Origin of the sequence: Streptomyces gardneri, from assembly GCF_006539185.1 — a bacterium.
In the GTDB taxonomy this organism is placed as follows: Bacteria; Actinomycetota; Actinomycetes; order Streptomycetales; family Streptomycetaceae; genus Streptomyces; species Streptomyces gardneri.
Genome location: NZ_BJMN01000012.1, coordinates 47,260 through 73,094, shown reverse-complemented (window position 1 = coordinate 73,094; position 25,835 = coordinate 47,260). Strand labels below are relative to the sequence as shown.

At 73.5% G+C, this 25,835-nt stretch carries 19 protein-coding genes; 12 read left to right on the top strand and 7 right to left on the bottom strand.

Annotated features, from left to right (window positions below; all coding sequences use genetic code 11):
* Window positions 1-5: 5 nt before the first annotated feature.
* Entirely contained in the window at window positions 6-1,139 is a 1,134-nt protein-coding gene (locus tag SGA01_RS10070; protein WP_141295527.1) for a C40 family peptidase, read from the bottom strand.
* Window positions 1,140-1,485: 346 nt separating this feature from the next.
* Between SGA01_RS10070 and SGA01_RS10065 the strand changes: the two genes are divergently transcribed.
* Entirely contained in the window at window positions 1,486-1,839 is a 354-nt protein-coding gene (locus SGA01_RS10065; RefSeq protein ID WP_141295522.1) for a hypothetical protein, read from the top strand.
* A gap of 145 nt (window positions 1,840-1,984) precedes the next feature.
* The gene (gene pcrA, locus SGA01_RS10060; protein ID WP_141295519.1) at window positions 1,985-4,432 is read left to right on the top strand and encodes a DNA helicase PcrA; all 2,448 of its coding nucleotides are present in this window, start codon (window positions 1,985-1,987) and stop codon (window positions 4,430-4,432) included.
* 70 nt (window positions 4,433-4,502) lie between these two features.
* Here the strand turns inward: pcrA and SGA01_RS10055 are convergent, their stop codons facing one another.
* Window positions 4,503-6,125, bottom strand: a complete 1,623-nt coding sequence (locus tag SGA01_RS10055) for a M23 family metallopeptidase (protein WP_443098359.1) — start codon at window positions 6,123-6,125, stop codon at window positions 4,503-4,505.
* Between the two features lie 226 nt (window positions 6,126-6,351).
* The gene (locus SGA01_RS10050; protein ID WP_141295513.1) at window positions 6,352-7,227 is read right to left on the bottom strand and encodes an esterase/lipase family protein; all 876 of its coding nucleotides are present in this window, start codon (window positions 7,225-7,227) and stop codon (window positions 6,352-6,354) included.
* A gap of 301 nt (window positions 7,228-7,528) precedes the next feature.
* Between SGA01_RS10050 and icmB the strand changes: the two genes are divergently transcribed.
* Window positions 7,529-7,936, top strand: coding sequence for a coenzyme B12-dependent isobutyryl CoA mutase small subunit (icmB, locus tag SGA01_RS10045; protein ID WP_141295510.1), 408 nt, complete (start codon window positions 7,529-7,531; stop codon window positions 7,934-7,936).
* 86 nt (window positions 7,937-8,022) lie between these two features.
* On the opposite strand, the gene SGA01_RS10040 is transcribed toward icmB, so the two are convergent.
* Both SGA01_RS10040 and SGA01_RS10035 read right to left on the bottom strand, forming a co-directional pair.
* Complete coding sequence (locus SGA01_RS10040; protein ID WP_141295507.1) at window positions 8,023-9,780, bottom strand: DUF5691 domain-containing protein; 1,758 nt, start codon at window positions 9,778-9,780, stop codon at window positions 8,023-8,025.
* A gap of 37 nt (window positions 9,781-9,817) precedes the next feature.
* The gene (locus SGA01_RS10035) at window positions 9,818-11,167 is read right to left on the bottom strand and encodes an SWIM zinc finger family protein (RefSeq protein ID WP_174867247.1); all 1,350 of its coding nucleotides are present in this window, start codon (window positions 11,165-11,167) and stop codon (window positions 9,818-9,820) included.
* 130 nt (window positions 11,168-11,297) lie between these two features.
* Between SGA01_RS10035 and SGA01_RS10030 the strand changes: the two genes are divergently transcribed.
* The 6 genes from SGA01_RS10030 to sucD all read left to right on the top strand — a co-directional run bounded on the left by SGA01_RS10030 (window position 11,298) and on the right by sucD (window position 19,302).
* Complete coding sequence (locus tag SGA01_RS10030) at window positions 11,298-11,711, top strand: MmpS family transport accessory protein (RefSeq protein ID WP_141295504.1); 414 nt, start codon at window positions 11,298-11,300, stop codon at window positions 11,709-11,711.
* Between the two features lie 114 nt (window positions 11,712-11,825).
* Window positions 11,826-13,007, top strand: coding sequence for an ATP-binding protein (locus tag SGA01_RS10025; RefSeq protein ID WP_141295501.1), 1,182 nt, complete (start codon window positions 11,826-11,828; stop codon window positions 13,005-13,007).
* Window positions 13,008-13,387: 380 nt separating this feature from the next.
* Window positions 13,388-15,583, top strand: a complete 2,196-nt coding sequence (locus SGA01_RS10020; RefSeq protein WP_229918322.1) for a DUF5682 family protein — start codon at window positions 13,388-13,390, stop codon at window positions 15,581-15,583.
* Complete coding sequence (locus tag SGA01_RS10015) at window positions 15,580-16,815, top strand: VWA domain-containing protein (protein WP_141295498.1); 1,236 nt, start codon at window positions 15,580-15,582, stop codon at window positions 16,813-16,815. Before SGA01_RS10020 ends, SGA01_RS10015 begins: the two co-directional genes overlap by 4 nt.
* Window positions 16,816-17,219: 404 nt before the next feature.
* A complete protein-coding gene (gene sucC / locus SGA01_RS10010; protein WP_030318498.1) occupies window positions 17,220-18,398 on the top strand; it encodes an ADP-forming succinate--CoA ligase subunit beta in 1,179 nt (392 codons plus the stop codon).
* A gap of 19 nt (window positions 18,399-18,417) precedes the next feature.
* Window positions 18,418-19,302, top strand: a complete 885-nt coding sequence (sucD, locus tag SGA01_RS10005) for a succinate--CoA ligase subunit alpha (protein WP_055641765.1) — start codon at window positions 18,418-18,420, stop codon at window positions 19,300-19,302.
* Window positions 19,303-19,407: 105 nt separating this feature from the next.
* Here the strand turns inward: sucD and SGA01_RS10000 are convergent, their stop codons facing one another.
* Complete coding sequence (locus tag SGA01_RS10000; RefSeq protein ID WP_141295494.1) at window positions 19,408-20,853, bottom strand: helix-turn-helix domain-containing protein; 1,446 nt, start codon at window positions 20,851-20,853, stop codon at window positions 19,408-19,410.
* 119 nt (window positions 20,854-20,972) lie between these two features.
* Here SGA01_RS10000 and SGA01_RS09995 point away from each other — a divergent pair, with 119 nt between their 5' ends.
* Window positions 20,973-22,526 carry a cell division protein PerM gene (locus SGA01_RS09995; protein ID WP_141295491.1) on the top strand — a complete coding sequence of 518 codons (1,554 nt, stop codon included), beginning with the start codon at window positions 20,973-20,975 and terminating at the stop codon, window positions 22,524-22,526.
* A gap of 52 nt (window positions 22,527-22,578) precedes the next feature.
* Here SGA01_RS09995 and SGA01_RS09990 read toward each other — a convergent pair whose 3' ends face one another.
* On the bottom strand, window positions 22,579-23,367 hold the full coding sequence (locus tag SGA01_RS09990) for a hypothetical protein (protein ID WP_141295488.1): 789 nt from the start codon (window positions 23,365-23,367) through the stop codon (window positions 22,579-22,581).
* A 255-nt stretch (window positions 23,368-23,622) separates the two neighbouring features.
* Here SGA01_RS09990 and purN point away from each other — a divergent pair, with 255 nt between their 5' ends.
* The gene (purN, locus tag SGA01_RS09985; protein ID WP_055641762.1) at window positions 23,623-24,237 is read left to right on the top strand and encodes a phosphoribosylglycinamide formyltransferase; all 615 of its coding nucleotides are present in this window, start codon (window positions 23,623-23,625) and stop codon (window positions 24,235-24,237) included.
* Entirely contained in the window at window positions 24,234-25,796 is a 1,563-nt protein-coding gene (gene purH, locus SGA01_RS09980) for a bifunctional phosphoribosylaminoimidazolecarboxamide formyltransferase/IMP cyclohydrolase (RefSeq protein ID WP_141295485.1), read from the top strand. The genes purN and purH overlap by 4 nt, the downstream gene beginning before the upstream one ends.
* The last annotated feature ends 39 nt before the right edge of the window (window positions 25,797-25,835 follow it).

The following is a 25,835-nucleotide window of genomic DNA, read 5'->3' as shown; positions in this document are numbered from 1 at the left end:
CCCGGTCACCCCACCCGGGTCGCTCCGGCGAAGGGCATCTCGTCGATCGGGGCGACCCGCACCGGGGCGCCGGGGCGGGGGGCGTGGATCATCTGGCCGCCGCCGATGTACAGCCCGACGTGGCTGATCCCGGAGTAGAAGAAGATCAGGTCACCGGGGGCGAGCTGGGAGCGGGAGACGCGCTGCCCGGCGTTGATCTGGGTGTACGTCGTGCGGGGGAGGGAGACGCCGGCCGCGCGCCAGGCGGCCTGGGTGAGGCCCGAGCAGTCGTACGCGGACGGGCCCGTCGCCCCCCAGACGTACGGCTTGCCGAGCTGTGCGCGGGCGAAGGAGACGGCCTCGGCGGCCCGGGGGTTCAGGGCGGTCACGGGGCCGCGCTCGCCGCCCGAGGAGCGGTCGGCGCGCGTCGCGGCCGGGTCGGTGATCGCATCGGCGGCCGTGGCCGTACCGCCCGTCGTGCCCGCACCGCCGCCTCCCGGGGCGCGGACGCTGTCCCGGGCCGCGACCGCGGCGTCGTACCGGGCGCGCTCCTCCGCGGTCAGCCGGGCCAGCAGCTTCCTGGCCGCCGCCAGCTTGTCGAGGACGGCGGCCTTCTGCCGGCGCAACTCCTCCTCGTGCCCCCGCAGCGCGGTCAGCCGTCCCGCGGACTCGCCGCGCAGCTGCCGGAGCGCGCCGAGCTCGCGCCGCACGGCGGTGACGGCCACCGCCTGCCGGTCCGCGGCCTTCTCCGCGAGTGCGGCCCGCTCCAGGTACTCGTCGGGGTCGGAGGTGAGGGCGAGCTGCACGGCGGGGTCGAGCCCGCCCGAGCGGTACTGCGCGGTGGCCATGGACCCGAGCCCGTCCCGGGCGGTGTTGAGCCGCTCGGCCCTGCGGGCGGCCTCGTCGCGCAGCCGGTCGAACGCAGCCCGGGAGGCGTCGGCCCGCTCCTTCGCCCCGTTGTACTTCTCCGTCGCGACCTCGGCCTCGTGGTAGAGCCGGTCGACCTTCGCCTTGACCTGGGCGGTGGTGAGCCCGGGGTCCGCGTGCCCGGATCCCTCGAAGAGCGTCGCGGTCGCCGCGGAGGCGAGAGCGAGGGTGGCGGCGGTGCGGACCGCGGGACCGCCGAGCGGGGACTGCCTGGGTTTTCGGTGCGCTGCCACGAGGGCGGGTCACATCCTCTTCCCTGCGGGGGGACGGTGCCCGCAGGGCCGACGGCGGGCCGCACAGGGGAGACGGACCGCCGCCGGGTTTTCCTGGCGGGGATGACCGGCAGCCGCCGGGTGACCGGCGGTGGTGGGAGCCGGCCACCTGCTGGAAGACGCTAAACCTGGGGGTCACGCCCCGGCGGTCAGTTGACCGCTATTGGCGTCAGGTGACGGACATGGACCGAACTCGTTCGTCCGGGGTGACGGGCCGGGGGACATTGAGGCGGACGACCGACCGAAGCGCCGGAGGGAGTGGACCCGGCCGAAGGACGGTGCTAAGGCCCCGGTTAGGCTCCGCTGCATGGACGTCCTCATCAATGTCTTCGTCGCCCTGCACATCATCGGTATCGCCTCCCTCCTGGGCGGATTCCTCACCCAGATGAAGGCGATGGGCGCCGGTACGGCCCGCTTCACCCCCGCGATGCTGCACGGCGCGCTGGTCATGCTGATCACGGGCGTCGCGCTCGTCGGCCTCAACCAGGCCGACGACCAGACCGTGAACAACGTCAAGATCGGCATCAAGCTGGCCGTGCTCGTCGTCGTCCTCGGCCTGGTCTACGTCAAGCGGGACGAGGAGAAGGTCGACAAGGGCCTCTTCGCCGCCGTCGGCGCCCTGACCACGGCGAACATCTTCATCGCCACCCTCTGGACCTGAGCCCCGGACGCTACGGACCCGAGCTCCGGACCCTCCGGACGTGAGGCCCCGACCCCGCGGTGTGACCGGTTCCGCAGCCGGGTGACGAAGGCGGCTCCCGAAGGCGGGTCCGGATGTCGGTGGGGCGTCCTAGACTCGTGAGGCGATGAGCAGCCTCTTTGACGACAGCTTCCTGGCCGGCCTCCAGAACCACTCCTCGGGGGAGGCCCCGCCCCCGCCCGAGGACCACGAGCACGGCGCCCCGGCCCCGGAGGAGGTCCCGCACGACCTCTTCGGGGAGCACTTCGACGCGCCCCCGCCCAGGGACGAGTACTACCGCGACGGCGCGGCGCGCCCCGTCGTCGACCCCGCCGCGCTCCTGGACGGGCTGAACGAACAGCAGCGCGCCGCCGTCGTCCACACGGACACCCCGCTGCTCATCGTCGCCGGCGCCGGCTCCGGCAAGACCCGGGTGCTGACCCACCGCATCGCCCACCTCCTGGGCACGCGGCACGTCCACCCCGGCCAGATACTGGCGATCACCTTCACCAACAAGGCCGCCGGCGAGATGAAGGAGCGCGTCGAGCAGCTCGTCGGCCCGCGCGCCAACGCGATGTGGGTCATGACCTTCCACAGCGCGTGCGTCCGCATCCTGCGCCGCGAGTCGAAGCGCCTCGGCTTCACCTCCTCCTTCTCGATCTACGACGCCGCCGACTCCAAGCGGCTGATGTCCCTGGTCTGCCGCGACCTGGACCTCGACCCGAAGAAGTTTCCGCCGAAGTCCTTCAGCGCCAAGATCTCGAACCTCAAGAACGAGCTGATCGACGAGGAGGCCTTCGCCGACCAGGCGGCCGACGGCTTCGAGAAGACGCTCGCCGAGGCGTACCGGATGTACCAGGCGCGGCTGCGCGAGGCCAACGCCCTGGACTTCGACGACATCATCATGACGACGGTCCACCTGCTCCAGGCCTTCCCCGACGTCGCCGAGCACTACCGCCGCCGCTTCCGCCACGTCCTCGTCGACGAGTACCAGGACACCAACCACGCCCAGTACACCCTCGTGCGGGAGCTCGTCGGCACCGGCTACGAGGACCTCGGCCCGGCCGAGCTGTGCGTCGTCGGCGACGCCGACCAGTCGATCTACGCCTTCCGCGGCGCGACCATCCGCAACATCCTCCAGTTCGAGGAGGACTACCCGGACGCGACGACGATCCTCCTGGAGCAGAACTACCGCTCCACGCAGACGATCCTCTCCGCCGCGAACGCCGTCATCGAGCGCAACGAGTCCCGCCGCCCCAAGAACCTCTGGACCAACGCGGGCGCGGGCGCGCAGATCACCGGCTACGTCGCCGACACCGAGCACGACGAGGCGCAGTTCGTCGCCGACGAGATCGACCGGCTCACGGACACCGGCGAGGCCAAGGCGGGCGACGTCGCCGTCTTCTACCGGACCAACGCCCAGTCCCGTGTCTTCGAAGAGATCTTCATCCGCGTCGGACTGCCCTACAAGGTCGTCGGCGGCGTGCGCTTCTACGAGCGCAAGGAGGTCAGGGACGTCCTCGCGTACCTCCGCGTCCTCGCCAACCCCGAGGACAACGTCCCGCTGCGCCGCATCCTCAACGTCCCGAAGCGGGGCATCGGCGAGCGCGCCGAGGCGATGATCGACGCCCTCTCCCTGCGCGAGAAGATCACCTTCCCGCAGGCCCTCAAGCGGGTCGACGAGGCGTACGGCATGGCCGCGCGCTCCGCGAACGCCGTGAAGCGCTTCAACGCGCTCATGGACGAGCTGCGCACCGTCGTCGAGTCCGGCGCCGGCCCCGCCGTCGTCCTGGAGGCCGTCCTGGAGCGCACGGGCTACCTGGCCGAGCTCCAGGCCTCGACCGACCCGCAGGACGAGACCCGGATCGAGAACCTCCAGGAACTCGCCGCCGTCGCCCTCGAGTTCGAGCAGGAGCGCGGCGAGGAGCCCGCGACCCTCGCCGAGTTCCTGGAGAAGGTCGCCCTCGTCGCCGACTCGGACCAGATCCCGGACGAGGACGAGGAGGGCCGGGGCGTCATCACGCTGATGACCCTGCACACCGCCAAGGGCCTGGAGTTCCCGGTCGTGTTCCTCACCGGCATGGAGGACGGCGTCTTCCCGCACATGCGCGCCCTCGGCCAGGCCAAGGAGCTGGAGGAGGAGCGACGCCTCGCGTACGTCGGCATCACGCGTGCCCGCAAGCGGCTCTACCTCACGCGCTCGTCGATGCGCAGCGCCTGGGGCCAGCCCTCGTACAACCCGGCCTCGCGCTTCCTGGAGGAGATCCCGCCCGCGTACCTGGAGTGGAAGCGGACCGGTCCGATGGCGAAGCCCGCCGGGCCGACCTCGGGCATCACCTCCTCGCTCTCCTCCTCCCGGGCGCGGTCCGGCCCCTCGGGCTTCGCCACCCGGCGCGCCGGCGACAAGCCGGTCATCACGCTCACGATCGGCGACCGCGTCACGCACGACCAGTTCGGTCTTGGCACGGTCACGGCGGTGACGGGGGTCGGCGCGGACGCCCAGGCGACGATCGACTTCGGCGACGAGAAGCCGAAGCGACTGCTCCTGCGGTACGCGCCGGTCGAGAAGCTGTAGCGCTTGCGTACGAGAGAGGGCCCCGGCTTCGGCCGGGGCCCTCTCTCGTACGTCTGTCAGCGGGTGAAGGTCAGCTCGTCGGGTCGAGACCGTGGCTGCGCAGCCAGGCCAGCGGGTCGATGGCGTAGCCGCCGCCCGGCCGGACCTCGAAGTGGAGGTGGGGGCCGGTGGAGTTGCCGGTGTCGCCGGAGTACGCGATGACGTCGCCGGCCTTGACCGTGCCGGAGCGGTACCTGGCGCTGCTGAGGTGGCAGTACCAGGTCTCGGTGCCGTCCGGGGCGGTCACGATGACCATGTTGCCGTAGGCGCTGTTGATCTGGGTGCGGACCGTGCCGTCGGTCGCGGCCATCACGGGCGTGCCGGTCTGCACGGGGAAGTCGATGCCGGTGTGCACGGACATCCAGTTGACGCCGGACTGGCCGAAGCGCGCGCTGAGCCGGTGGAGCTCCACCGGCAGGCTGAACTTGGGGCGCAGCGCCTCCTTGCGGGCCGCTTCCTCCTCGCGCTTCTTCTTCTCGGCTTCCTGGCGCTGCCGGAGGTCGATGCGCTCCTGGGTGCGGCTCGCGCGGTCGCCGAAGTCGCGGGCGTCCTCGCTGAGCGCGGCGAGCTGGGTGTCCAGCGCGCTGTTGGCGGCGACCTGCTTGACGGAGCCGGGGTCGGCCGCGGCGAGGGCGGTGGTGTCCTTCTTTCCGCCGTCGTCGGTGGGGTTGGTGAGCCCGCTGACGGAGGCGGCGGCGATGCCGGCGACGCCCATGACGCAGGCGGAGGGGACGGCGACGGTCAGCAGGGCGGACCGCTTGGCGGGCGTACGGCGGCGGCCTCGGCTGCTGCCCGCGCCGCGGCGCACGGGGCGGCCCGCGAGCGGGGTCTCCGTGCGGAGCTCGACGTAGGGGTCGGCGACCGGCTCGACGGTGGGTTCGTCGGAGAACTCGTCCGTGGGCTCGGTCGAGAACTCGTCCGTGGGCTCGGCGGCGTGTCCGTCGTGGGTGAGGCCCTCGTCGCGGCCGTGGGCCATGTCGTCGAGGACGTCCACGAGCTCGTCGGCGTAGGCGTATTCGGCCTCCGCCTCCGCGCCTTGCGCCTGGGCGTAGTCGAAGGCGAACTCGGCGGTGTGCTCCGGCTGCGGGGTGTACTGCTGGGGGACGACCGGTTCGGCCTCGGGGGCCGCCTGGTTCCAGGCGGTCGCGTCGTAGGCGCCGGTCTCGGTCGCGAAGGCGGGGGCGGCCCACTGGCCGGTGGCGTCGTAGGCCTCGTAGCCTCCCCCATAGCCTCCGGCATGGGAGGTACCCCCAGTGCCCTGGGCGGCATAAGCGGCGTGCACGGTCTCGTACTGGCCGGTCTGCTGGGCGTCGGTCCAGGCGGAGGCGTCCCACTGGCCGGTGGTGTCGTACTGCTGCTGCCCGCTGGTGTCGTAGGGGGTGTGCGCGGCGGCGCTGCCGTACTGGTCGGCGGCCTGCCACTGGCCCGTCGTGTCCCACTGGCCGGTGGTGTGCCACTGGCCGGTCGTGTCGTACTGCTGCTGACCGGTGGTGTCGTACTGACCGGTCATGCCGTACTGGCCGAGATCCCACTGGCCGCTGTGGTCGGCCTGACCCGCGGGGTAGGCGCCGAACAGCGGATCGACGGCGAAGCTGCCTGTGGTGTGGGCGTCGTCTCCGACGTACCCGGCGTGGGGGTGCTGGTCGTTCACCAACGTCTCTCTCGCCTCGGCAGCAGGACCATTCCCGGGCCGTCCCGATGAGGGGGGTCCCGGGGGAAGCAGTGGCGCGACTGTACCCGGCGGTATGCGCACCCGACAATCTTCGGAAGGGTTTGGCCACACAGGAAACGGGCAATCGGACGTGTTTCGCCAGCTCATGGAGAGAGCTTTGGCCTTGTGTTCGAGGAACGTTCGAAGAACAGGGCGTGGCGAGAAGACGTCAGGCGACGGAGGCGGCGCCCGTCTCCCCCTCGTGAGTGCCCCGGGTCACCGGTCCGCCGGCGTCCAGGGCGCCGAGCACCCCGGCGGCCACCGTCGGGTGGACGGGCAGTGCGAGATGGCCGATGCCGCTGACCCGGATGTTGTGCACGAGGAGGTCGGGGTGGTCGAGGCGCGCGGTCTCGACCGGCACCATCACCTGGTCCAGATCGCTCCAGAAGCTCACGAACCGCGTCCGACAGCCGGGCGCCGGGTCGGCCAGCTCCCGCAGGACCGCCGAACCGGGGCGCATCTGCCGCACCAGCGGATGCGCGTCGGCGAGCGGCGCCACCCTGGTGCCGGAGTGCGGGGTGCCGAGCATGACCAGGGTGCGCACCCGGGTGTCACCGCCCAGGCGCTGTACGTAATAACGGGCGATGAGCCCGCCCAGGCTGTGCCCGACGATGTCGACCTCGGCGTGTCCCGTGCGGGCACGGATCTCCTCCACCCGCCGCCCGAGCAGCTCGGCGGCGCTTCGCAGGTCGCAGGTGAGCGGCGAGTAGTTGAGCGACTCGACGCAGTCACGGCCGTGCCGGTTGAGGACACGGCGGAGCAGGACGAAGACGGAGCGGTTGTCGACGAAGCCGTGCAGCAGGACGACCGGGCGCACGCCCGGGGTGATCGTCGCGTCGGCGCCGGCGGAGGGGCCGGTGGTGGAGCCGCCAGCGGGATCCGTGGAGGGATCGGCGTCGGGGCCGGCGGCGCGGCCGGTGGTGGGGGAGGAGGGGGAGAGGCGCTCGGCCACGATCCCTGAGGGATAGAGGACGAGATGCCCGGTGAGGATCGCGAGCTCCAGGGCGGTGGCCTTCATCAGGGCGGTGACCTTGGAGAGCTCCATCGCCGACCTCCCGAGCGGCACGCGGGGCCGGACGATACGGAGGTACGCCGTACCTCCGCGCCGCACGGACGGCGGCGCGGAGGTACGGCGACCTCCTCGCGGCTCCCTTGCGACCGGGCCCCGCTTGCGGCTGGTGGGCCCAGGAGGAGGGCCCTAAGCGGGGAACGGCGCAGAGCGAACATGTCCCACGTGTGATTTCCCCCTCCCTCGCCACCGCGAAACGGCTGCTTGCGGGATGCTGGAGATAACGTTCGTTCACCGCCCCGGCAATCAAGCGCGGGGGTCGCATGTGGAGGCAGTGATGGGTGTGACCGGTCCGATCCGCGTGGTGGTCGCCAAGCCGGGCCTCGACGGCCACGATCGCGGGGCCAAGGTGATCGCGCGGGCGCTGCGCGACGCCGGTATGGAGGTCATCTACACCGGTCTCCACCAGACACCCGAGCAGATCGTCGACACCGCGATCCAGGAGGACGCCGACGCGATCGGTCTCTCCATCCTCTCGGGCGCGCACAACACGCTCTTCGTGAAGGTCCTGGAGCTGCTGAAGGACCGTGACGCGGAGGACATCAAGGTCTTCGGCGGTGGCATCATCCCGGACGCGGACATCGCACCGCTCAAGGAGAAGGGCGTGGCGGCAATCTTCACGCCGGGCGCGACGACCGCGTCCATCGTCGAATGGGTGAACGCGAACGTCCGCGTGGCGGCCTGACCCTTCGTACACCCTTGCACTTTCGGGTGCCTAGCTTTGCCAGGGCCCTCCCCTTCGGGGAGGGCCCTTCGCCGTGTGCCGTCCCGTCAGACGGTGGCCCCGGCGGGCCGGGGACCGCCATCGAGCTCGGCGCGCATCGCAGCGCGCAGCCGGAGCGTGGCGACCAGGCGCTGGAAGGCCTCGGACCAGTAGCCGCCCGCACCGGGCGCCGTGTCCTCCTCCTCGTCGGGCAGGGCCGTCAGGGAGTCCAGGTGCCGCGCCGCCTCCGGGGCGAGACAGCGCTCGGCGAGGCCCATCACCCCGCTGAAGCTCCACGGGTAACTGCCCGCGTCCCGGGCGATGTCCAGGGCGTCGATCACGGCGGCGCCCAGCGGCTCGGCCCAGGGCACGGCGCAGACGCCGAGCAGCTGGAACGCCTCCGACAGGCCGTGGGCGGCGACGAAGGCGGCGACCCAGTGCGCCCGCTCGTCCGCCGGGAGCGTCGCGAGGAGCTGCGCCCGCTCGGCCAGCGACGAGGTCCCGGGGCCCGTCGCGGGCGGCACGGCGGGGGCGCCGAGCAGCGCGCGCGACCAGGACGCGTCCCGCTGCCGTACGGCCGCCCGGCACCAGGCGGCGTGCAGTTCTCCCTGCCAGTCGTCGGCGACCGGCAGCGCCACGATCTCCTCCGGGGTCCGTCCGCCGAACCGGCCGATCCAGCAGGCGAGGGGGGCGGCCTCGACGAGCTGGCCCAGCCACCAGGAGCGCTCTCCCCGCCCCGCCGGCGGGGTCGGTACGACGCCGTCGCGCTCCATCGCCGCATCGCACTCGTGCGGGGCCTCGACGGAGATCACGGGCGACTCCGCCGTCCGGTCGAGACCGACGCAGGTGGCGGCCCGGCCGGCCATCCGGCCCGCGAAGGCCGAGGCGGGCAGGGCGGCGAGCAGTTCGGCGGCGGTCGCGCGGACGTTGCGGCTGCGGTCGGCGAGGGCGGCCTCCAGGAACTCCTCGTCCGCGTCGGAGAGCCCGGTCCGCAGCGAGTCCAGGAACATCAGCCGGTCCTCCGCCCGCTCGGCGGTCCAGGTGGACGCCAGGAGGGCGAGCCCGGCCGCCGCGTCTCCGCTCCGTACGGCGGCGAGCAGCGCGACCCGCTCGGCGAACAGGCCCTCGTCCCACAGGGCCCTGACGCCCTGGACGTCCTCGGGGGACGGGAGCCGGCCGGCCGCGCCCCTGCCCCGCAGCGCGAACCGCCACTCGGGGTTGAGGCCGGCCAGCCACAGGCCGCGCGGCCCCGCGAGCCGGAGCGCCTGGGGCCGCAGGTCGGTGCGGGCCCTGGCCGCGTCGAGCAGGGCGGGCAGGGCGGCGGGCGGCGCCTTGTACCCGCGCTCGTTGGCGAGGGTCAGCCACTGGGGCAGCAGCTCGGCGAGGTCGGGAACGGCCCCGCGCCTCCCGGCGGCGGGCGACGGTGCGGCCCGCCCGGCGAGGAGCTGGTCGAGCCGCCGCCGGGCCGCCTCGGGCAGGGGCCGGCGCGGGTCCTCCGGCGCGGGTTCGAGCGGGGGAGCGGCGGGTCCGGGGCGCAGCCCAGCCCTGCGCCGTACGGTGTGCAGCACGGCGGCGTCGAGCAGCGCACCCGCGAGGTCCGCTCCGGTCGTGCCCGCGCCCGCCGGGTCGGCGCCGGTCGTGCCCGCGTCCGTCGTGCCCGCGCCGGTCGTGCCCGCGAGGACCGTGGGTGGCCGGCGGTCCGTGCCGAGGAGCGCGGAGGTGACGAGCTCCTCCCAGACACGAGCGCTGTCGTCGGTGCCGCTGCTGGTGCTGCCGCTGTCGGAGCTCGCGGTGTACGGGGCCGAGGTCGTCGCGCGCGTGTTCATCGAGGTCCTCCTTGCGGTCGGGGGAGGTGGCGGGCCGTCATATGAGGGGGACCGTCTCGGCCGGGGCCTCCGCCGACCAGGCGGCGAGCGGGGTGAAGCCCCGATGGCCGCACTCTCCGAAGACGGTCAGCGGAGCTCCGCCGGAGAGCGCGACGAGACGCCAGAGCCCGGGCCGGTTCTGCGCGGCGGGCGTCAGCGGCAGGGCCTCGCGGCCGTCCGCGTCGGCGAGCTGCCAGCCGTACTCCGCCCGCGCCGGGACGACCTGGCGCAGCGTCACGGGCCAGGACTCCAGCCACGGGTCCTCGCTCAGCGCGCGCCCGTACGCGTCGAGAGCCGCGCCCACCGGCCCGCCCGGCGGCGGGGAGACGGGGGCGTCGACCGGGACGAAGTGCTCGCCCGGCTCCGCGCGCAGCCGGGCGGCGCCCGCGTGCGGCGTCAGCTCGCCGTCGAGGAGCGCGCCCACGGGGAGGGCGAGGCCGGGTGCCCGGCCGGCCGCGCCGAAGGAGAGGAGGAACGCCGTCCGTCCGGTCGTGACTCCGTGCAGCCAGACGCGCCGGGTGGTCAGCCGGGCGTCGGCCGTGTCGTACTGCGCGAGGACGAGCCAGTGGTCGCGCACCGGGACACCGTCGGCCGGGACGGTGAGACCGACCCGGGTCCGCACGGTCGTGGCGAAGCCGGCGGGCAGCCGGTCGGCGGCGAGCCAGGCCCGGTCGAGGAGGTGGGTCAGCGCGCACTCCTCCAGGAGGCGCACGGGCCAGCCGGGACCCGAGCCCGGTATCGCGCCCAGCTCCCGGACCCGGCCCGCGAGCCCCGGCGCCTGGGCGTCGACCATGCGGGCCGCGGTCTCCTCCCAGAGGCCGTAGCCGCTCTGCTCCGCCGTGGCCAGGCCGCCGCGGAGCAGGTCGGTGAGCCGCTGCTCCAACTCCTGCGCGCCCGCGGTGATCCGGGCCGCCCGGCGCTCGGCCCTGCGGCGCGCGGCCTCGGGATCGGCGACGGTCCCGGAGGTGCCGGTCCCGGCCGGCCGGGTCACGCTCCCGGCACCTTCCTCCCGCCGCTTCGCGAGCCAGAGCGCCACCCACTCCGGCGGGGTGTCGTCCGTCACCGCCGTCACGTCGGACGCCTGGAGCAGCAGCAGCCCCAGCGCGTGCTTGCACGGGAGCTTCCGGCTGGGGCAACCGCAGGTGTACGCGGGCGCCGTGAGGTCGACGGCCGTCTCGTACGACCGCCCGCCGCTGCCGCCGCACACGCCCCAGACGGCCCCCTCGCCGCGGCCCGTGCCCGACCACGGCCCGGCCGTGCCCAGTTCGCTCCCCGCTCTGCGTGAGGCGTCGTCAGGAGCCAGTGCCAGCACCTGTTCAGCCGTCCAGCGCACCCCCATGGCATTCATGTCCACGACCGTAGACGCCGGCACTGACAACGCCTCCGACCTCGGGAAAGAGGATTTGACTTTACTCTTCCTTTAAGATTCTCTGCGCGGGACCGAAGACCAGCACCACCCGTCCAGGGGGACCCCCTTCATGAAGCGCACCGCCCGCACCGCCGTCTCGGCCCTCGTCGTCGCAGGGCTCGCCCTCGGCCTCGGCGCCTGCTCGGAGGCGGCCGAGAAGGCCGTCGACCAGGTCGACAAGTCCGTCACCGGGCCCTACGAGGTGACGTACGAGGTCGGCGGCAAGGGCGTCGAGTCCATCGAGTACCACGCCGGCGACGGCACCGCGATGGCGCCGAAGGTCGAGTCGGAGAAGAAGCCGACCCTGCCGTGGAAGAAGACCGTGAAGCTGCACGGCATCATGCCGCCGGCCGTCATGCCGATGGCGCTCAGCCCGGCCGGCCTCACCTGCAAGATCATCTACCAGGGCAAGGTCATCAAGGAGGCCGAGGGCGAGCAGGCGATGGCGGGCGGCTGCGTCGCCGTCTCCCCCGTCGTGGGCTGACCCACCCTCACCTCCCGCCCCTCGCAGCACCCCTGACCAGCGGTGGAAACCGATTGTCAGTGGGATGGTGCACGGTGGATCGCACAACAGGTCGAGCGATCTGGAGGGGGATCCATGACCGTGCCCGAAACTGTCGCGCAGCCCGGCTCCGGTGTCGAGACGGACACCGGACCGGGCCTGCCCGAGGTCACCACCGCAGCCGCTTCGGAGGCCGCCGCGGAGGTCCTGAGGCCGCACGCCGAGCACGCCTTCGCCGACGAACTCACCGCACTCGCCGCCGCCGACGACCGGCCGCGGCCCGCCCGCTGGCGCCTCTCGCCCTGGGCCGTCGCCACCTATCTCCTCGGCGGCACGCTCCCCGACGGGACGGTGATCACACCCAAGTACGTCGGACCGCGCCGCATCGTCGAGGTCGCCGTCACCACGCTCGCCACCGACCGGGCACTCCTGCTGCTCGGCGTCCCCGGCACCGCGAAGACCTGGGTCTCCGAGCACCTGGCCGCCGCCGTCAGCGGTGACTCCACCCTGCTCGTCCAGGGCACCGCGGGCACGCCCGAGGAAGCCGTCCGGTACGGCTGGAACTACGCACGGCTCCTCGCCCACGGCCCCAGCCGCGACGCACTCGTGCCGAGCCCGGTGATGCGGGCGATGTCGCGGGGTGCGACCGCCCGGGTCGAGGAGCTCACCCGCATCCCCGCCGACGTGCAGGACAGCCTCATCACGATCCTGTCCGAGAAGACCCTGCCCGTCCCGGAGCTCGGCGAGGAGGTGCAGGCCGTCCCCGGCTTCAACCTCATCGCCACGGCCAACGACCGCGACCGCGGCGTCAACGAACTCTCCAGCGCGCTGCGCCGCCGCTTCAACACGGTGGTCCTGCCGCTGCCCGCGACGCCCGACGCCGAGGTCGAGATCGTCGCCCGGCGCGTCGACCAGATCGGACGCTCCCTCGACCTGCCCGCCGTGCCGGCCGGCGCGGCCGAGATCCGCCGCGTCGTCACCGTCTTCCGCGAGCTGCGGGACGGAGTCACCACCGACGGACGGACGAAGGTCAAGTCCCCCTCGGGGACGCTCTCCACGGCCGAGGCCATCTCCGTCGTCACCGGCGGCCTCGCACTCGCCGCCCACTTCGGCGACGGCGTCCTGCGCCCCGGGGACATCGCCGCCGGCATCCTCGGCGCCGTCGTCCGTGACCCGGCGGCCGATCGGGTCGTCTGGCAGGAGTACCTGGAGACCGTGGTCAGGGAGAGAGACGGCTGGAAGGACTTCTACCGCGCCTGCCGCGAGGTGAGCGCATGACCCCCGCGACCACGGCCCCATGCCCGACCTGCCCGCCGGGCACCGACCCTGACCGGGGCCCGGTCCCGACCGGGCCTGCGGCCCTGGGCCCTGCCGCGACCGATGCGGCCTCGGGCCCTGCCACCGGGCCTGCGGCCCCGGGCCCCACTGCCACGCGACTGCCCGCTCGCCCCGAAACCGACGCCGAGGCCGATGCGGCCCCGGGCCCCGCCGCCGGGCCTCCGGTTCCGGGCTCCTTCCGCAACAGGGCCGGGGCTTCGCCCGCGCCCAAGACGTCTCCTGCGGCCGCGCCCAGGACGTCTCCTTCGGCCGCGGCGCGGCGGCGCGGTCGGCCCCTGTTGCTTGGGGTGCGGCATCACGGGCCCGGGTCGGCGCGTGCCGTGCTGGCCGCGTTGGAGGTGGAGAAGCCTGCCGTCGTTCTGGTCGAAGGGCCTGCCGAGGCCGACGCTCTCGTCGCTCTGGCCGGGGACGAGGCCATGCGGCCTCCCGTCGCCCTGCTCGCCCATGCCGTGGACGACCCCGGGCGGGCCGCGTTCTGGCCGATGGCCGAGTTCTCGCCCGAGTGGGTCGCGATCCGCTGGGCCCTCGACCGGGGTGCCGCCGTCCGCTTCATCGATCTTCCCGCCGCTCACACCCTCGCCGCCGCTGACCCCACCTGGGACGACAGCGAGGAGGTCGACGGCGGGCACCGGATCGACCCCCTCGCCGAACTCGCCAGGATCGCCGGGCACGAGGACGCCGAGCAGTGGTGGGAGGACGTCGTCGAACTGCGCGGTGACGACGACCCCATCGCCCCGTTCGAGGCCCTCGCCGAGGCCATGGGCGCGCTGCGCGAGGAGTACGGGCACGGCGGCCACCTCCGTGACCTGGTCCGCGAGGCGTACATGCGGCTCCAGCTGCGCGCCGCCCGCAAGGAGTTCGGCGACGAGGTCGCCGTCGTGTGCGGCGCCTGGCACGTCCCCGCCCTCACCCGGAAGACCACCGTCGCCGCCGACCGCGCCCTCCTCAAGGGGCTGCCCAAGGTGAAGACCGAGCTCACCTGGGTCCCCTGGACCCACCGGAGGCTCGCCCGGCGCTCCGGCTACGGCGCGGGCATCGAGGCGCCCGGCTGGTACGGACACCTCTTCACCGCCCCCGACCGGCCCGTCGAGCGCTGGATGGCCAAGGTCGCCGGACTGCTCAGGGCTGAGGACCACCAGGTCTCCACCGCCCATGTCATCGAGGCCGTCCGGCTCGCCGAGACCCTCGCAGCCCTGCGCGGCCGGCCGCTTCCCGGGCTCGACGAGACGACGGACGCCGTCCGCGCCGTCCTGTGCGAGGGCTCCGACGTGCCGCTCGACCTCGTCCGCGACCGCCTCGTCGTCGGCGACGTCCTCGGCGAGGTGCCGGCCGGCGCCCCCGCCGTACCCCTCCAGCGCGACCTGAGCCGACTCCAGCGTTCGCTGCGGCTCAAGCCCGAGGCGCAGCAGCGCGAGCTCGACCTCGACCTCCGCAAGGACACGGACGGCGCCCGCAGCCGGCTGCTGCACCGGCTGCGGCTGCTCGGCGTCGACTGGGGCACCCCGGCCCCGGGACGGGCCGGCACCGGCACCTTCCGGGAGACCTGGCGGCTGGGCTGGGAGCCTGAGCTGCACGTCCAGGTGGCCGAGGCGGGAGTCTGGGGCACCACCGTCGAGGCCGCCGCCACCGCCAAGGCCGAGTCCCGGGCCGCGACCGCGACCGCCCTCGCCGACATCACCGCCCTCGCCGAGCAGTGCCTGCTCGCCGGACTCGCCGACGCCTTGCCCGTCGTGATGCGGGCCCTCGCCGACCGGGCCGCGCTTGATACCGACGTCACCCACCTCGCCCAGGCGCTCCCGGCGCTGGCCCGCTCCCTGCGCTACGGCGACGTCCGCGGGACCGACACGGCCGCCCTCGCCGAGGTCGCCGCCGGGCTCGCCGAGCGGATCTGCGTCGGCCTCCCGCCCGCCTGCACCGGGCTCGACGCCGACGCGGCCGCCGCCATGCGCGACCGGATCGACGAGGTCCACCAGGCGCTCGCCCTGCTGCCGGACACCGCGCGCCCGGCCGACCGCTGGACGGGTGTCCTGCACGCCCTCGCCGGCCGTGACCGCGTGCCCGGCGTCCTGCGCGGCCGGGCCACCCGGCTCCTCCTCGACGAGGGCCGGATCGGCGAGGACGAGGCCGGGCCGCTCATGAGCCGTGCCCTCTCGCCCGGCGCCCCGCCGCAGGACGCGGCCGCCTGGATCGAGGGCTTCGCCGGCGGCGCCTCCGGCGGCGGACTGCTCCTCGTCCACGACGAGCGGCTGCTCGGCCTGGTCGACACCTGGCTCACGTCCGTACCGGCGGCGGCGTTCACCGACGTCCTGCCGCTGCTGCGGCGCACCTTCTCCGGGTACGAGCCGGGTGTCCGCCGGACTCTCGGCGAGCTCGTCGCGCGCGGCCCGAAGGCCGACGGGGCGGGCCGCGCGGCGCCCGGGGGCGTACCCGGCTTCGCCACCGCCCTCGACCGGGAACGGGCGGACGGCGTCCTCCCCCTCCTCCACCTCATCCTCGGAACGGAGGCCGCCGTATGAATACGAGCGCAGGCACGAGCGCAGGCACGACCGCAGGAACGAGCTCAGATGCGAGCACAGGTGCGAGCGCCGGCGCCACGGAGGGACCGGACGACGAGCGGCTGCGCCGCTGGCGGCTGGTCCTCGGCGGCGGGGACGCCGACGGGACCGGCCGCGCGCTCACCGGGACCGACGCGGCCATGGACCGCGCCCTCGCCGAGCTCTACGGCCGCGCGCCCCGGGGTGCCGACGGCAGGGGCAGGGACCGCTCGGGCGGGCTCGGCGGCTCCGCGCCCTCCGTCGCCCGCTGGCTCGGCGACATCCGCACGTACTTCCCCAGCTCCGTCGTCCAGGTCATGCAGCGCGACGCGATCGACCGCCTCGGCCTCGCCGCACTCCTCCTGGAGCCGGAGATGCTGGAGGCCGTCGAGGCCGACGTCCATCTCGTCGGCACCCTGCTCTCCCTCGACAAGGCCATGCCGGAGACCACCAGGGAGACCGCGCGGGCCGTCGTGCGGAAGGTCGTCGACGACCTGGAGAAGCGCCTCGCCACCCGCACCCGGGCCACGCTCACCGGCGCCCTCGACCGCTCGGCCCGGATCAGCCGCCCCCGGCACCGGGACATCGACTGGGACCGCACGATCCGCGCCAACCTCAAGAACTACCTGCCCGAGCACCGCACGGTCGTCCCGGAGCGGCTCGTCGGCCACGGGCGGGCGTCCCGGGCGGTGCGGAAGGAGGTCGTGCTCTGCATCGACCAGTCCGGCTCCATGGCCGCCTCCGTCGTCTACGCCTCCGTCTTCGGCGCGGTGCTGGCCTCCATGCGGTCGATCGCCACCCGGCTCGTCGTCTTCGACACGGCCGTCGTCGATCTGACCGAACGGCTCGACGACCCGGTCGACGTCCTCTTCGGTACGCGACTGGGCGGCGGCACCGACATCAACCGCGCCCTCGCCTACTGCCAGGCGAGGATCGGCCGTCCGGCCGACACCGTCGTCGTCCTCATCAGCGACCTGTGCGAGGGGGGCATCCGCGACGAGATGCTGAAGCGGGTCGCGGCGATGAAGGCCTCCGGCGTCCAGTTCGTGGCGCTGCTCGCCCTCTCCGACGAGGGCGCCCCCGCCTACGACCGTGAGCACGCGGCGGCGCTCGCCGCGCTCGGCGTCCCCGCCTTCGCCTGCACCCCCGACCTGTTCCCGGAGATCATGGCCGCCGCGCTGGAGAAGCGCCCGCTGCCGATACCCACCGTCTGACCGGGTCCGACAGGTACGAAATCCGTAGCCGCGGACCACACGCACGGGTGCTCCGAGGGTCACTGAGGCTCATATCACACCAGCCTCGCCGAGGTCCTCACCTCATCCCCTGGCGCGTCGTGAGGGGCCCGGAGCCCAGTCCCCGCCTGCTGCGAAGGGGGTGGACGCCCACTCCGCAACCCCTACGGACCGCCCCGTGGCCCCTACATCCTGTGACCCGTATCACCGCTCTGTGGGGATCTGCGATTTAGGGACCCACGTCCCTCGGGGATAACCTGCGAGACGGACATGCCGCGTCCACGGTCACCGTGTACGCCTCCCTTGTGACAGCGCAGTCACGTTGCCCTTCGCGGCACGCCCACGCAGACAACGAACCGCGATCATCAGAAAAGGGACGGACGCGCGTGGACCTGTTCGAGTACCAGGCGAGGGACCTCTTCGCCAAGCACGGTGTACCGGTGCTGGCCGGTGAAGTCATCGACACGCCTGAGGCGGCGCGCGAGGCCACCGAGCGTCTTGGCGGCAAGTCGGTCGTCAAGGCGCAGGTGAAGGTCGGTGGCCGCGGCAAGGCCGGCGGCGTGAAGCTGGCCGCCGACGCGGACGAGGCCGTCGCCCGCGCGACGGACATCCTCGGGATGGACATCAAGGGCCACACGGTCCACAAGGTGATGATCGCCGAGCTGTCCCCGGAGATCGAGGCGGAGTACTACGTCTCGTACCTCCTCGACCGCACCAACCGCACCTTCCTGGCCATGGCCTCGGTGCAGGGCGGCATGGACATCGAGGAGGTCGCGGAGAAGACCCCCGAGGCCCTCGCGAAGGTCCCGGTCAACGCCGTCGACGGCGTGAACATCGAGAAGGCCCGCGAGATCGTGGCCCTGGCGAAGTTCCCGGCCGACGTGGCCGAGGGCGTCGCCGAGGCGATGGTGACCCTGTGGGACACCTTCGTCGCCGAGGACGCGCTCCTCGTCGAGGTCAACCCGCTGGTGAAGACCAAGGACGGCCGCATCCTGGCCCTCGACGGCAAGGTGTCTCTCGACGAGAACGCCGACTTCCGTCAGCCCGAGCACGAGGCGCTCGAGGACAAGGCCGCAGCCAACCCGCTCGAGGCTGCCGCCAAGGCCAAGAACCTCAACTACGTCAAGCTCGAGGGCGAGGTCGGCATCATCGGTAACGGTGCCGGTCTGGTCATGTCGACCCTGGACGTCGTCGCGTACGCCGGTGAGAACCACGGCGGCGTGAAGCCGGCCAACTTCCTCGACATCGGTGGCGGCGCCTCCGCCGAGGTCATGGCGAACGGCCTGGAGATCATCCTGGGCGACCCGGACGTCAAGTCCGTGTTCGTCAACGTCTTCGGTGGCATCACCGCCTGTGACGAGGTCGCCAACGGCATCGTCCAGGCCCTGGAGCTCCTCGCCTCGAAGGGCGAAGAGGTCACCAAGCCGCTGGTCGTGCGCCTCGACGGCAACAACGCGGAGCTGGGTCGCAAGATCCTGTCGGACGCGAACCACCCGCTCGTGCAGCGCGTGGACACCATGGACGGCGCGGCCGACAAGGCCGCCGAGCTCGCGGCTGCGAAGTAAGGGACGAGGTCAGAACACCATGGCTATCTTCCTGACCAAGGACAGCAAGGTCATCGTCCAGGGCATGACCGGTGCCACGGGCATGAAGCACACCAAGCTCATGCTGGGTGACGGCACCAACATCGTCGGTGGCGTGAACCCGCGCAAGGCCGGCACGTCCGTCGACTTCGACGGCACCGAGGTCCCGGTCTTCGGCTCCGTCGCCGAGGCGATGAAGGAGACCGGCGCCAACGTCTCGGTCCTCTTCGTCCCGCCGGCCTTCGCGAAGGCCGCCGTGGTCGAGGCGATCGACGCCGAGATCCCGCTGGCCGTCGTCATCACCGAGGGCATCGCCGTCCACGACTCCGCCGCCTTCTGGGCGTACGCGCAGTCGAAGGGCAACAAGACCCGCATCATCGGCCCGAACTGCCCCGGTCTCATCACCCCGGGCCAGTCCAACGCCGGCATCATCCCGGGCGACATCACGAAGCCGGGCCGCATCGGCCTGGTCTCGAAGTCCGGCACGCTGACGTACCAGATGATGTACGAGCTCCGTGACATCGGCTTCTCGTCGGCCGTCGGCATCGGTGGCGACCCGGTCATCGGCACCACGCACATCGACGCCCTCGCGGCGTTCGAGGCGGACCCCGACACCGACCTGATCGTCATGATCGGTGAGATCGGCGGCGACGCCGAGGAGCGTGCGGCCGACTTCATCAAGGCCAACGTCACCAAGCCGGTCGTCGGCTACGTCGCGGGCTTCACCGCGCCCGAGGGCAAGACCATGGGCCACGCCGGCGCCATCGTCTCCGGCTCCTCCGGCACCGCCCAGGCGAAGAAGGAGGCCCTTGAGGCCGCGGGCGTCAAGGTCGGCAAGACGCCGACCGAGACGGCCAAGCTGGCGCGCGCGATCCTCGCGGGCTGACACCAGCGGTAGCTGTACGAGAGGGCCCCGCCCCCGCCCGGTCACCCGGGCGAGGGCGGGGCCCTCTCGCGTGCGTACGCGGTGCGGGGCGCGTACGGGCGGCGGCTACTCCGCCGTCGGGATCAGGCGCTCGGGACCCGGGTTGGGCTCGGAGCGCAGCCTGTCGCGGAGCTCCAGGTCCTCCGGGCTGAGCTTCTGCGGGCCGCCGCGCACCGGCACCCCGTTGACGGTCTCGCCGGGGGCGTTGACCGGGATGTAGCGGGTCGGTGCGGTCGCCGCCGTGAAGCCGGTGACGCCGATGAGGACCGCCGTCACCCCGAGCACCGCCCGCGTCCAGGTGCGGCTCCGTTTCTCGCTGCCCGACCGGACCGAGCGGGCCGCCGGGAGGGTCGCCGTCGGAGCCTCCGCGACCAGCTGGCTCAGCCGCTGATGCAGGGCCTCCGGCTCGGCGAGCTCGGGGATCCGCTCCCCGAGGACCGTACGGGCGTGCAGCAGCCGGTTGGCGGCGGCGGGGGTGCTCGCCTCCGTCTCGGCGGCCGTGTCCGGCAGGTCAAGGCCGAGCCCGTCGTAGAGCAGGACGGTACGGCGGTACGGCGGCGGCAGTTCGAGGAGCGCGCCGAGCAGCGCCCGCCTGCTCGCCTCGGTCGGCGGGGAGTCGGGGTGCTTGTGGGCGCGCCGGAACCGGTGCCAGGGGGAGAGGGCGTACTCGTATGCCGCCGCCCGCACCCAGCCCACCGGGTCCGGGTCGACGGCGACCTCGGGCCAGTGCTCCCAGGCGTGGTGGAACGCGTACTCGACGGACTCGCGGGAGAGCCGGCGGCGCCCGGTGAGCAGATAGGTCTGGTGGACGAGGCCGGGCGCGGCGTGCGCGTACAGCGCGTCGAAGGCCTCCTCGGGGGTGAGGCCGGGGACGGCCGGCGGCAGCGCGGGCTCCGCCGCCGCGTGCTCCCATCCCGTGGCCTCCGCCGTCGCGGCGGCAGCGGGTTTCAGGCGCTCCGGCGGCTTCGAGGAGCCCTTGCGGGCGGGCCCGGAAGTGATGGCCGGGGCGGGCGAGGGGGCCTTCGGCGGCTTGGCGGCCCGTTTGACGGCGGCCTTGGGCCGGACGTTGGCCGACGCCGAGGCGGGGGCCGACGTGGGGGCCGACTGGGGTACGGACGCGGGCTGAGGCGCGGATTCCGCGGGCGCGGGTGCGGGGTTCAGGGGTACGGGTTCCATGGGCAGGGACTCCATGGGCAGGGACTCCGTGGGCAGGGGCCTCGTGGCGAGGGGCCTCGTGGCGAGGGGCCCCGTGGCGAGGGGCTCCGCGGGGAGGGGCTCCGCGTCCTGCGCTTCGACGCCCTCGGCCGACCCGAGCAGCTTCGCGTACGCGTCGCGCTTGCGGCCCCGTGGCGCCGAGCGCCCGGTCTCCCAGGCCTTGACGGTGGCCTTCGTGACGCCCATGGCCTCGGCGACCTGCTCCTCGCTCAGGGCGAGGGCTTCACGCAACCTGCGCCGCTCCTTCGGTGTCGGCAGGGTGACGGAGGATGCGGAATCCGTGGTGCTCCGGCTCATCGGCGTCGACCTCCCGCAGAGCTGCTATGGGCGGAAAAGTACATAAACGTATCTTGAGCGACACAGCGGATGTTTGCCTGTTACGCGGCTAAAGCGCGTGTCGTTGGCAGCATGGCCCCGTGACCCATCCGACCGAGCACTCCCTGGTCCAGGGCGGCCGTTCCGCCGCCCTGGCAACCGCCTGCGTTCGTGGCGGCGTCGCCGCCGGGCTCGGTCTCGGAGCCCTCGCCGTCCTGGTGACCGCCGCCTGGATCAGCTCCCCGTTCCCCGACAGCGGCCCGGGCGGCGTCCTGCACGTCGCCGCCGGGCTCTGGCTCCTCGCCCACGGCGTGGACCTGGTCCGTACGGACACGCTGTCCGGGCTGCCCGCGCCCCTCGGCGTCGTGCCGATGCTCGTCGCCGTCCTGCCCGTCTGGCTCGTCCACCGGGCGGCCCGCGACACCCTCGACCCGGGCGACGACAGTGACCGGCCGCGCCCCTCGCCGGGCGGCGCGGTGGCGGCGGTGGCCGGGGGATATCTGCTGGTCGCGGCGGTCGTGGTGGTCTACAGCGAGAGCGGACCGCTGCCCGCCGAGCTGATCAGCGCCGGGTTCTGGCTGCCCTTCGTCGTCTTCGGGGCGGCGGGTGCGGGCGTCTGGACGGCGCTCGGCCGCCCGCTGCCCGGACAGCGGCAGGCGGCGGCCGCCCTGCGCGCGACGGGGCTCGGTCTTGTGACGCTGTGCGGCGGCGGCGCGGTGCTCGCCGCGGTCTCGCTGGCCTGGCACGCGGGCGAGGCGCAGGCCGCCTTCACGGGCCTCGCGGGGGAGTGGTCGGGGCGGGCGGCGATCCTGCTCCTCGTCCTGGCGCTGCTGCCGAACGCGGCCGTGTGGGGAGCGGCGTACGGGCTCGGTCCCGGTTTCACCCTCGGTACGGGCGCGCTCGCGACCCCGCTGGGGCTCGCCGGCGATCCGGCCGTGCCGTCGTTCCCGCTGCTGGCGGCGCTGCCCGCCGAGGGGCGCGGCACGTGGACGCACTGGGCGGCCGTGGCGGTCCCGCTGGTGGCGACCCTGGTGCAGGGCTGGCACGTGGGCCGCACCGCCAAGGGCTGGCCGGCCCGGGACGCGGCGCTGACGGCCCTGGCGGCCGCCTGGGGATGCGGGGCGGTCGTGGCCGTCCTCGCGGCCGCCGCCGGCGGCCCGCTCGGCTCCGGGCGGCTGTCCGCGTTCGGCCCGGTGTGGTGGCAGGCCGGAGCGGCGACGGTGCTGTGGGGCGCCTGCGTCGGCGTGCCGATGACCTTGGCCGTACGGGCCTGGGGCCGGCGGGCGCTCCGGCCCAAGCCGCTGCCCGTACCAGCACCGGCGAACGCGAACGCGGCCGCATCCGCGACGACTCCCGCGCCCGTCGGGGCGGGGGCAGGAGCTGGATTCGGGGAACCCTTCGACCTGGAGGCGCAGCCGGAGGCCGCCCCGGACGCCCCTTCCGACGGCCTGCCCGGTGTCACTCCCGGTGTCACTCCCGGCGGCGGTCAGGCGTCCCCCGGGAAGCCCGCCCCCGGCACCCCGGTCGCCACCGCGAAGGCCACCGCCCCGGCGCCGCCCCCGGCCCTGGACCTGGACGACGACCCGGGCTACGAGCCGTACGACTACCTCCCAGCAGCGTGGGAGTCCTCCCCGCCGCCGGACCCGAAGGCCTGAGGCTCGGGTCCGAGGCCGGGGCCGTGCCCTGAGCCCCGGACCTGGGAAGCGGCTACTCCCGGACCCCGAAGCCCGCGCGCAGCGGCTTCGGCAGGAGGTCGTTGCAGGCGAGCTGGCCCGCGTGGGTCAGGGCGTCGTCACGGCACTCGTAGAAGTCCTGGTAGACGACCTGCATCGTGAAGCCGACCGCGACGATCATCAGGGCCACGCTCGACGCCACCAGACCGCTGATCGCCGCCGTCCGCATCGAGCGGACCGGCACGGCCGCGGGCGCGGGGACGGGCGCCTCCGAAGACGAGGCAGGCGAGGCAGGCGAGGCAGGTGAGACAGGGGAGGCCGGCGAGGCCGCCGAAGCGTCGGCCTGCTGTGCCGCCCCCGCCTCCTTGGGCTTCGCCCGCAGAGAGCTGATGCCCCAGTAGAGCCCGAGGGCGCCGAGCAGCAGCGCCAGCTCAGGGATCTCGAAGATGGCGAAGAAGAAGGCCCACATGCCCGCGAGGATCGCGTAGCGAGCGCGCCGCTGTGCCGGGTCCGTCGGATCCCAGCGCATCCCCTTCTCGCGGCCGGGCCCGCCCTGTCCCGGGCCGCCCTCCGGGCCGCCCCGGCGGTCGGGACCCCGGCCGAACCCGTCCGTCGAACGGCCCGGCTGGCGCGGGCTCCAGCGCCCGTCGGAGGCCCCGGACGACCCGCCCGGCTCCGATCCCGAGCCGTCCGGCGACCCCGAGGAGCCGGACGTGTCGTCGTCCGAGCCCTCCGGTCGCCGGGGCTGCCACGGCTGATCCGGCCGGCCCTCGGGCGGCGGAGCGAACGGGTTGTTGTCGTTCGTGGACTGGCGCTCCGGCATGTGCTGGACGTCTTCCCTCTGTCGTCGCGACCGCGGCCGCACCCGCGGTCTCCGCTGCTGTCTCTTCCGCTGTCTCATCCGGTGTCTCATCCGGCGTCGGACCCTGACGCTACCGCCCTGCTCCGCCCCCGTCCCGTGGGGGCCGTCCGGTGTGCCGGTATCGTTGCTGACGGTCGAGCCATTCGTAGGGTTCCCCGTATCGAGCGACACGATTCGTTCGTACGACCGCACAAACACCACGGAAAGAGTGACCCAGTGGCTGCCGCCCGCCTCGTCGTCCTGGTCTCCGGGTCCGGTACCAATCTGCAGGCCCTCCTCGACGCCATCGCCGCCGACCCCGAGGGGTACGGGGCGGAGGTCGTCGCCGTCGGCGCGGACCGCGACGGCATCGTCGGTCTGGAGCGCGCCGAGCGCGCCGGGCTGCCCACCTATGTCTGCCGCGTCAAGGACCACGCGAGCCGCGAGGAGTGGGACCGCGCCCTGACCGAGGCGACCGCCGCGTACGAGCCGGACCTCGTCGTCTCGGCCGGGTTCATGAAGATCGTCGGCAAGGAGTTCCTGGCCCGCTTCGGCGGCCGGGTCGTCAACACCCACCCGGCGCTTCTCCCCAGTTTTCCCGGTGCCCACGGGGTGCGTGACGCCCTCGCCTACGGCGCGAAGGTCACCGGGTGCACCGTCCACTTCGTCGACGACGGTGTCGACACCGGCCCGATCATCGCCCAGGGCGTCGTCGAGGTCCGGGACGAGGACGATGAAAGCGCGCTCCATGAGCGCATCAAGGAAGTCGAGCGCTCGCTGCTCGTCGAGGTCGTGGGGCGTCTGGCCCGGCACGGCTACCGCATTGAGGGACGAAAGGTAACAATCCCGTGACCGCCGAAGGTACGACGCGCCCCATCCGCCGCGCACTCGTCAGCGTCTACGACAAGACCGGCCTGGAGAAGCTGGCCCGCGGCCTGCACGAGGCGGGTGTCGCCCTCGTCTCCACCGGCTCGACCGCCGCGAAGATCGCCGCCGCCGGCATCCCGGTCACCAAGGTCGAGGAGCTGACCGGCTTCCCCGAGTGCCTGGACGGCCGCGTCAAGACGCTGCACCCGCGCGTGCACGCCGGCATCCTCGCCGACCTGCGCCTGGAGGACCACCGCAACCAGCTCGCCGAGCTGGGTGTCGAGCCCTTCGACCTGGTCGTCGTGAACCTGTACCCGTTCAAGGAGACCGTCGCCTCCGGCGCCACCCCCGACGAGTGCGTCGAGCAGATCGACATCGGCGGCCCGTCGATGGTCCGCGCCGCCGCCAAGAACCACCCGTCGGTCCTGGTCGTCACCGACCCGGGCGCGTACGACGCGGTCCTCCTGGCGGTCAAGGAGGGTGGGACCACGCTGGGCGTGCGCAAGCTGTTCGCCGCCAGGGCCTTCCAGCACACCGCGGCGTACGACGTGGCCGTCGCCTCCTGGTTCGCCGACGACTACGCCGCCTTCGACGACAGCGGCTTCCCCGAATTCCTGGGCCACACGTACGAGCGCTCCAACGTCCTGCGCTACGGCGAGAACCCGCACCAGGGCGCGGCGCTCTACGTCGACGGCACGGGCGGCCTCGCCGAGGCCGAGCAGCTGCACGGCAAGGAGATGTCGTACAACAACTTCACGGACACCGACGCCGCGCGCCGGGCCGCGTACGACCACACCGAGCCCTGCGTCGCGATCATCAAGCACGCCAACCCGTGCGGCATCGCGATCGGCGCCGACGTCGCCGAGGCCCACCGCAAGGCGCACGCCTGCGACCCGCTCTCCGCGTTCGGCGGCGTCATCGCCGTCAACCGCCCGGTCTCGGTCGCGATGGCCGAGCAGGTCGCGGAGATCTTCACCGAGGTCATCGTGGCCCCCGGCTACGAGGACGGCGCCGTCGAGGTGCTGGCCAAGAAGAAGAACATCCGCGTGCTCCGCGCCGACGGCGCCCCGGCCAACCCGGTCGAGGTCAAGCCGATCGACGGCGGCGCGCTGCTCCAGGTCACCGACCGCCTCCAGGCCGAGGGCGACGACCCGGCGAACTGGACCCTGGCGACCGGCGAGGCCCTGTCCGCCGAGGAGCTCGCCGAGCTGTCCTTCGCCTGGAAGGCCTGCCGCGCGGTCAAGTCCAACGCGATCCTGCTCTCCAAGGACGGCGCCTCGGTCGGCGTCGGCATGGGCCAGGTCAACCGCGTCGACTCCGCGAAGCTGGCCGTCGAGCGGGCGGGCGAGGAGCGGGCGCGCGGCGCGTACGCCGCCTCGGACGCCTTCTTCCCCTTCCCCGACGGCCTGGAGATCCTGACGGCCGCCGGCGTGAAGGCGGTCGTGCAGCCCGGCGGCTCGGTCCGTGACGAGCTGGTCGTCGAGGCCGCGAAGAAGGCGGGCGTGACGATGTACTTCACCGGCACGCGCCACTTCTTCCACTGATCGCTCACGCCCCCTGCCCTCTCCCCCGCGTCATGCGGG

Coding starts and splice junctions, on each gene's coding strand:
- SGA01_RS10065 (WP_141295522.1), top strand. CDS start 1,486: ATGGACGTCCTCATCAATGTCTTCGTCGCCCTGCACATCATCGGTATC.
- pcrA (WP_141295519.1), top strand. CDS start 1,985: ATGAGCAGCCTCTTTGACGACAGCTTCCTGGCCGGCCTCCAGAACCAC.
- SGA01_RS10050 (WP_141295513.1), bottom strand. CDS start 7,227: ATGGAGCTCTCCAAGGTCACCGCCCTGATGAAGGCCACCGCCCTGGAG.
- icmB (WP_141295510.1), top strand. CDS start 7,529: ATGGGTGTGACCGGTCCGATCCGCGTGGTGGTCGCCAAGCCGGGCCTC.
- SGA01_RS10040 (WP_141295507.1), bottom strand. CDS start 9,780: ATGAACACGCGCGCGACGACCTCGGCCCCGTACACCGCGAGCTCCGAC.
- SGA01_RS10035 (WP_174867247.1), bottom strand. CDS start 11,167: ATGAATGCCATGGGGGTGCGCTGGACGGCTGAACAGGTGCTGGCACTG.
- SGA01_RS10030 (WP_141295504.1), top strand. CDS start 11,298: ATGAAGCGCACCGCCCGCACCGCCGTCTCGGCCCTCGTCGTCGCAGGG.
- SGA01_RS10025 (WP_141295501.1), top strand. CDS start 11,826: ATGACCGTGCCCGAAACTGTCGCGCAGCCCGGCTCCGGTGTCGAGACG.
- SGA01_RS10015 (WP_141295498.1), top strand. CDS start 15,580: ATGAATACGAGCGCAGGCACGAGCGCAGGCACGACCGCAGGAACGAGC.
- sucD (WP_055641765.1), top strand. CDS start 18,418: ATGGCTATCTTCCTGACCAAGGACAGCAAGGTCATCGTCCAGGGCATG.
- SGA01_RS10000 (WP_141295494.1), bottom strand. CDS start 20,853: ATGAGCCGGAGCACCACGGATTCCGCATCCTCCGTCACCCTGCCGACA.
- SGA01_RS09990 (WP_141295488.1), bottom strand. CDS start 23,367: ATGCCGGAGCGCCAGTCCACGAACGACAACAACCCGTTCGCTCCGCCG.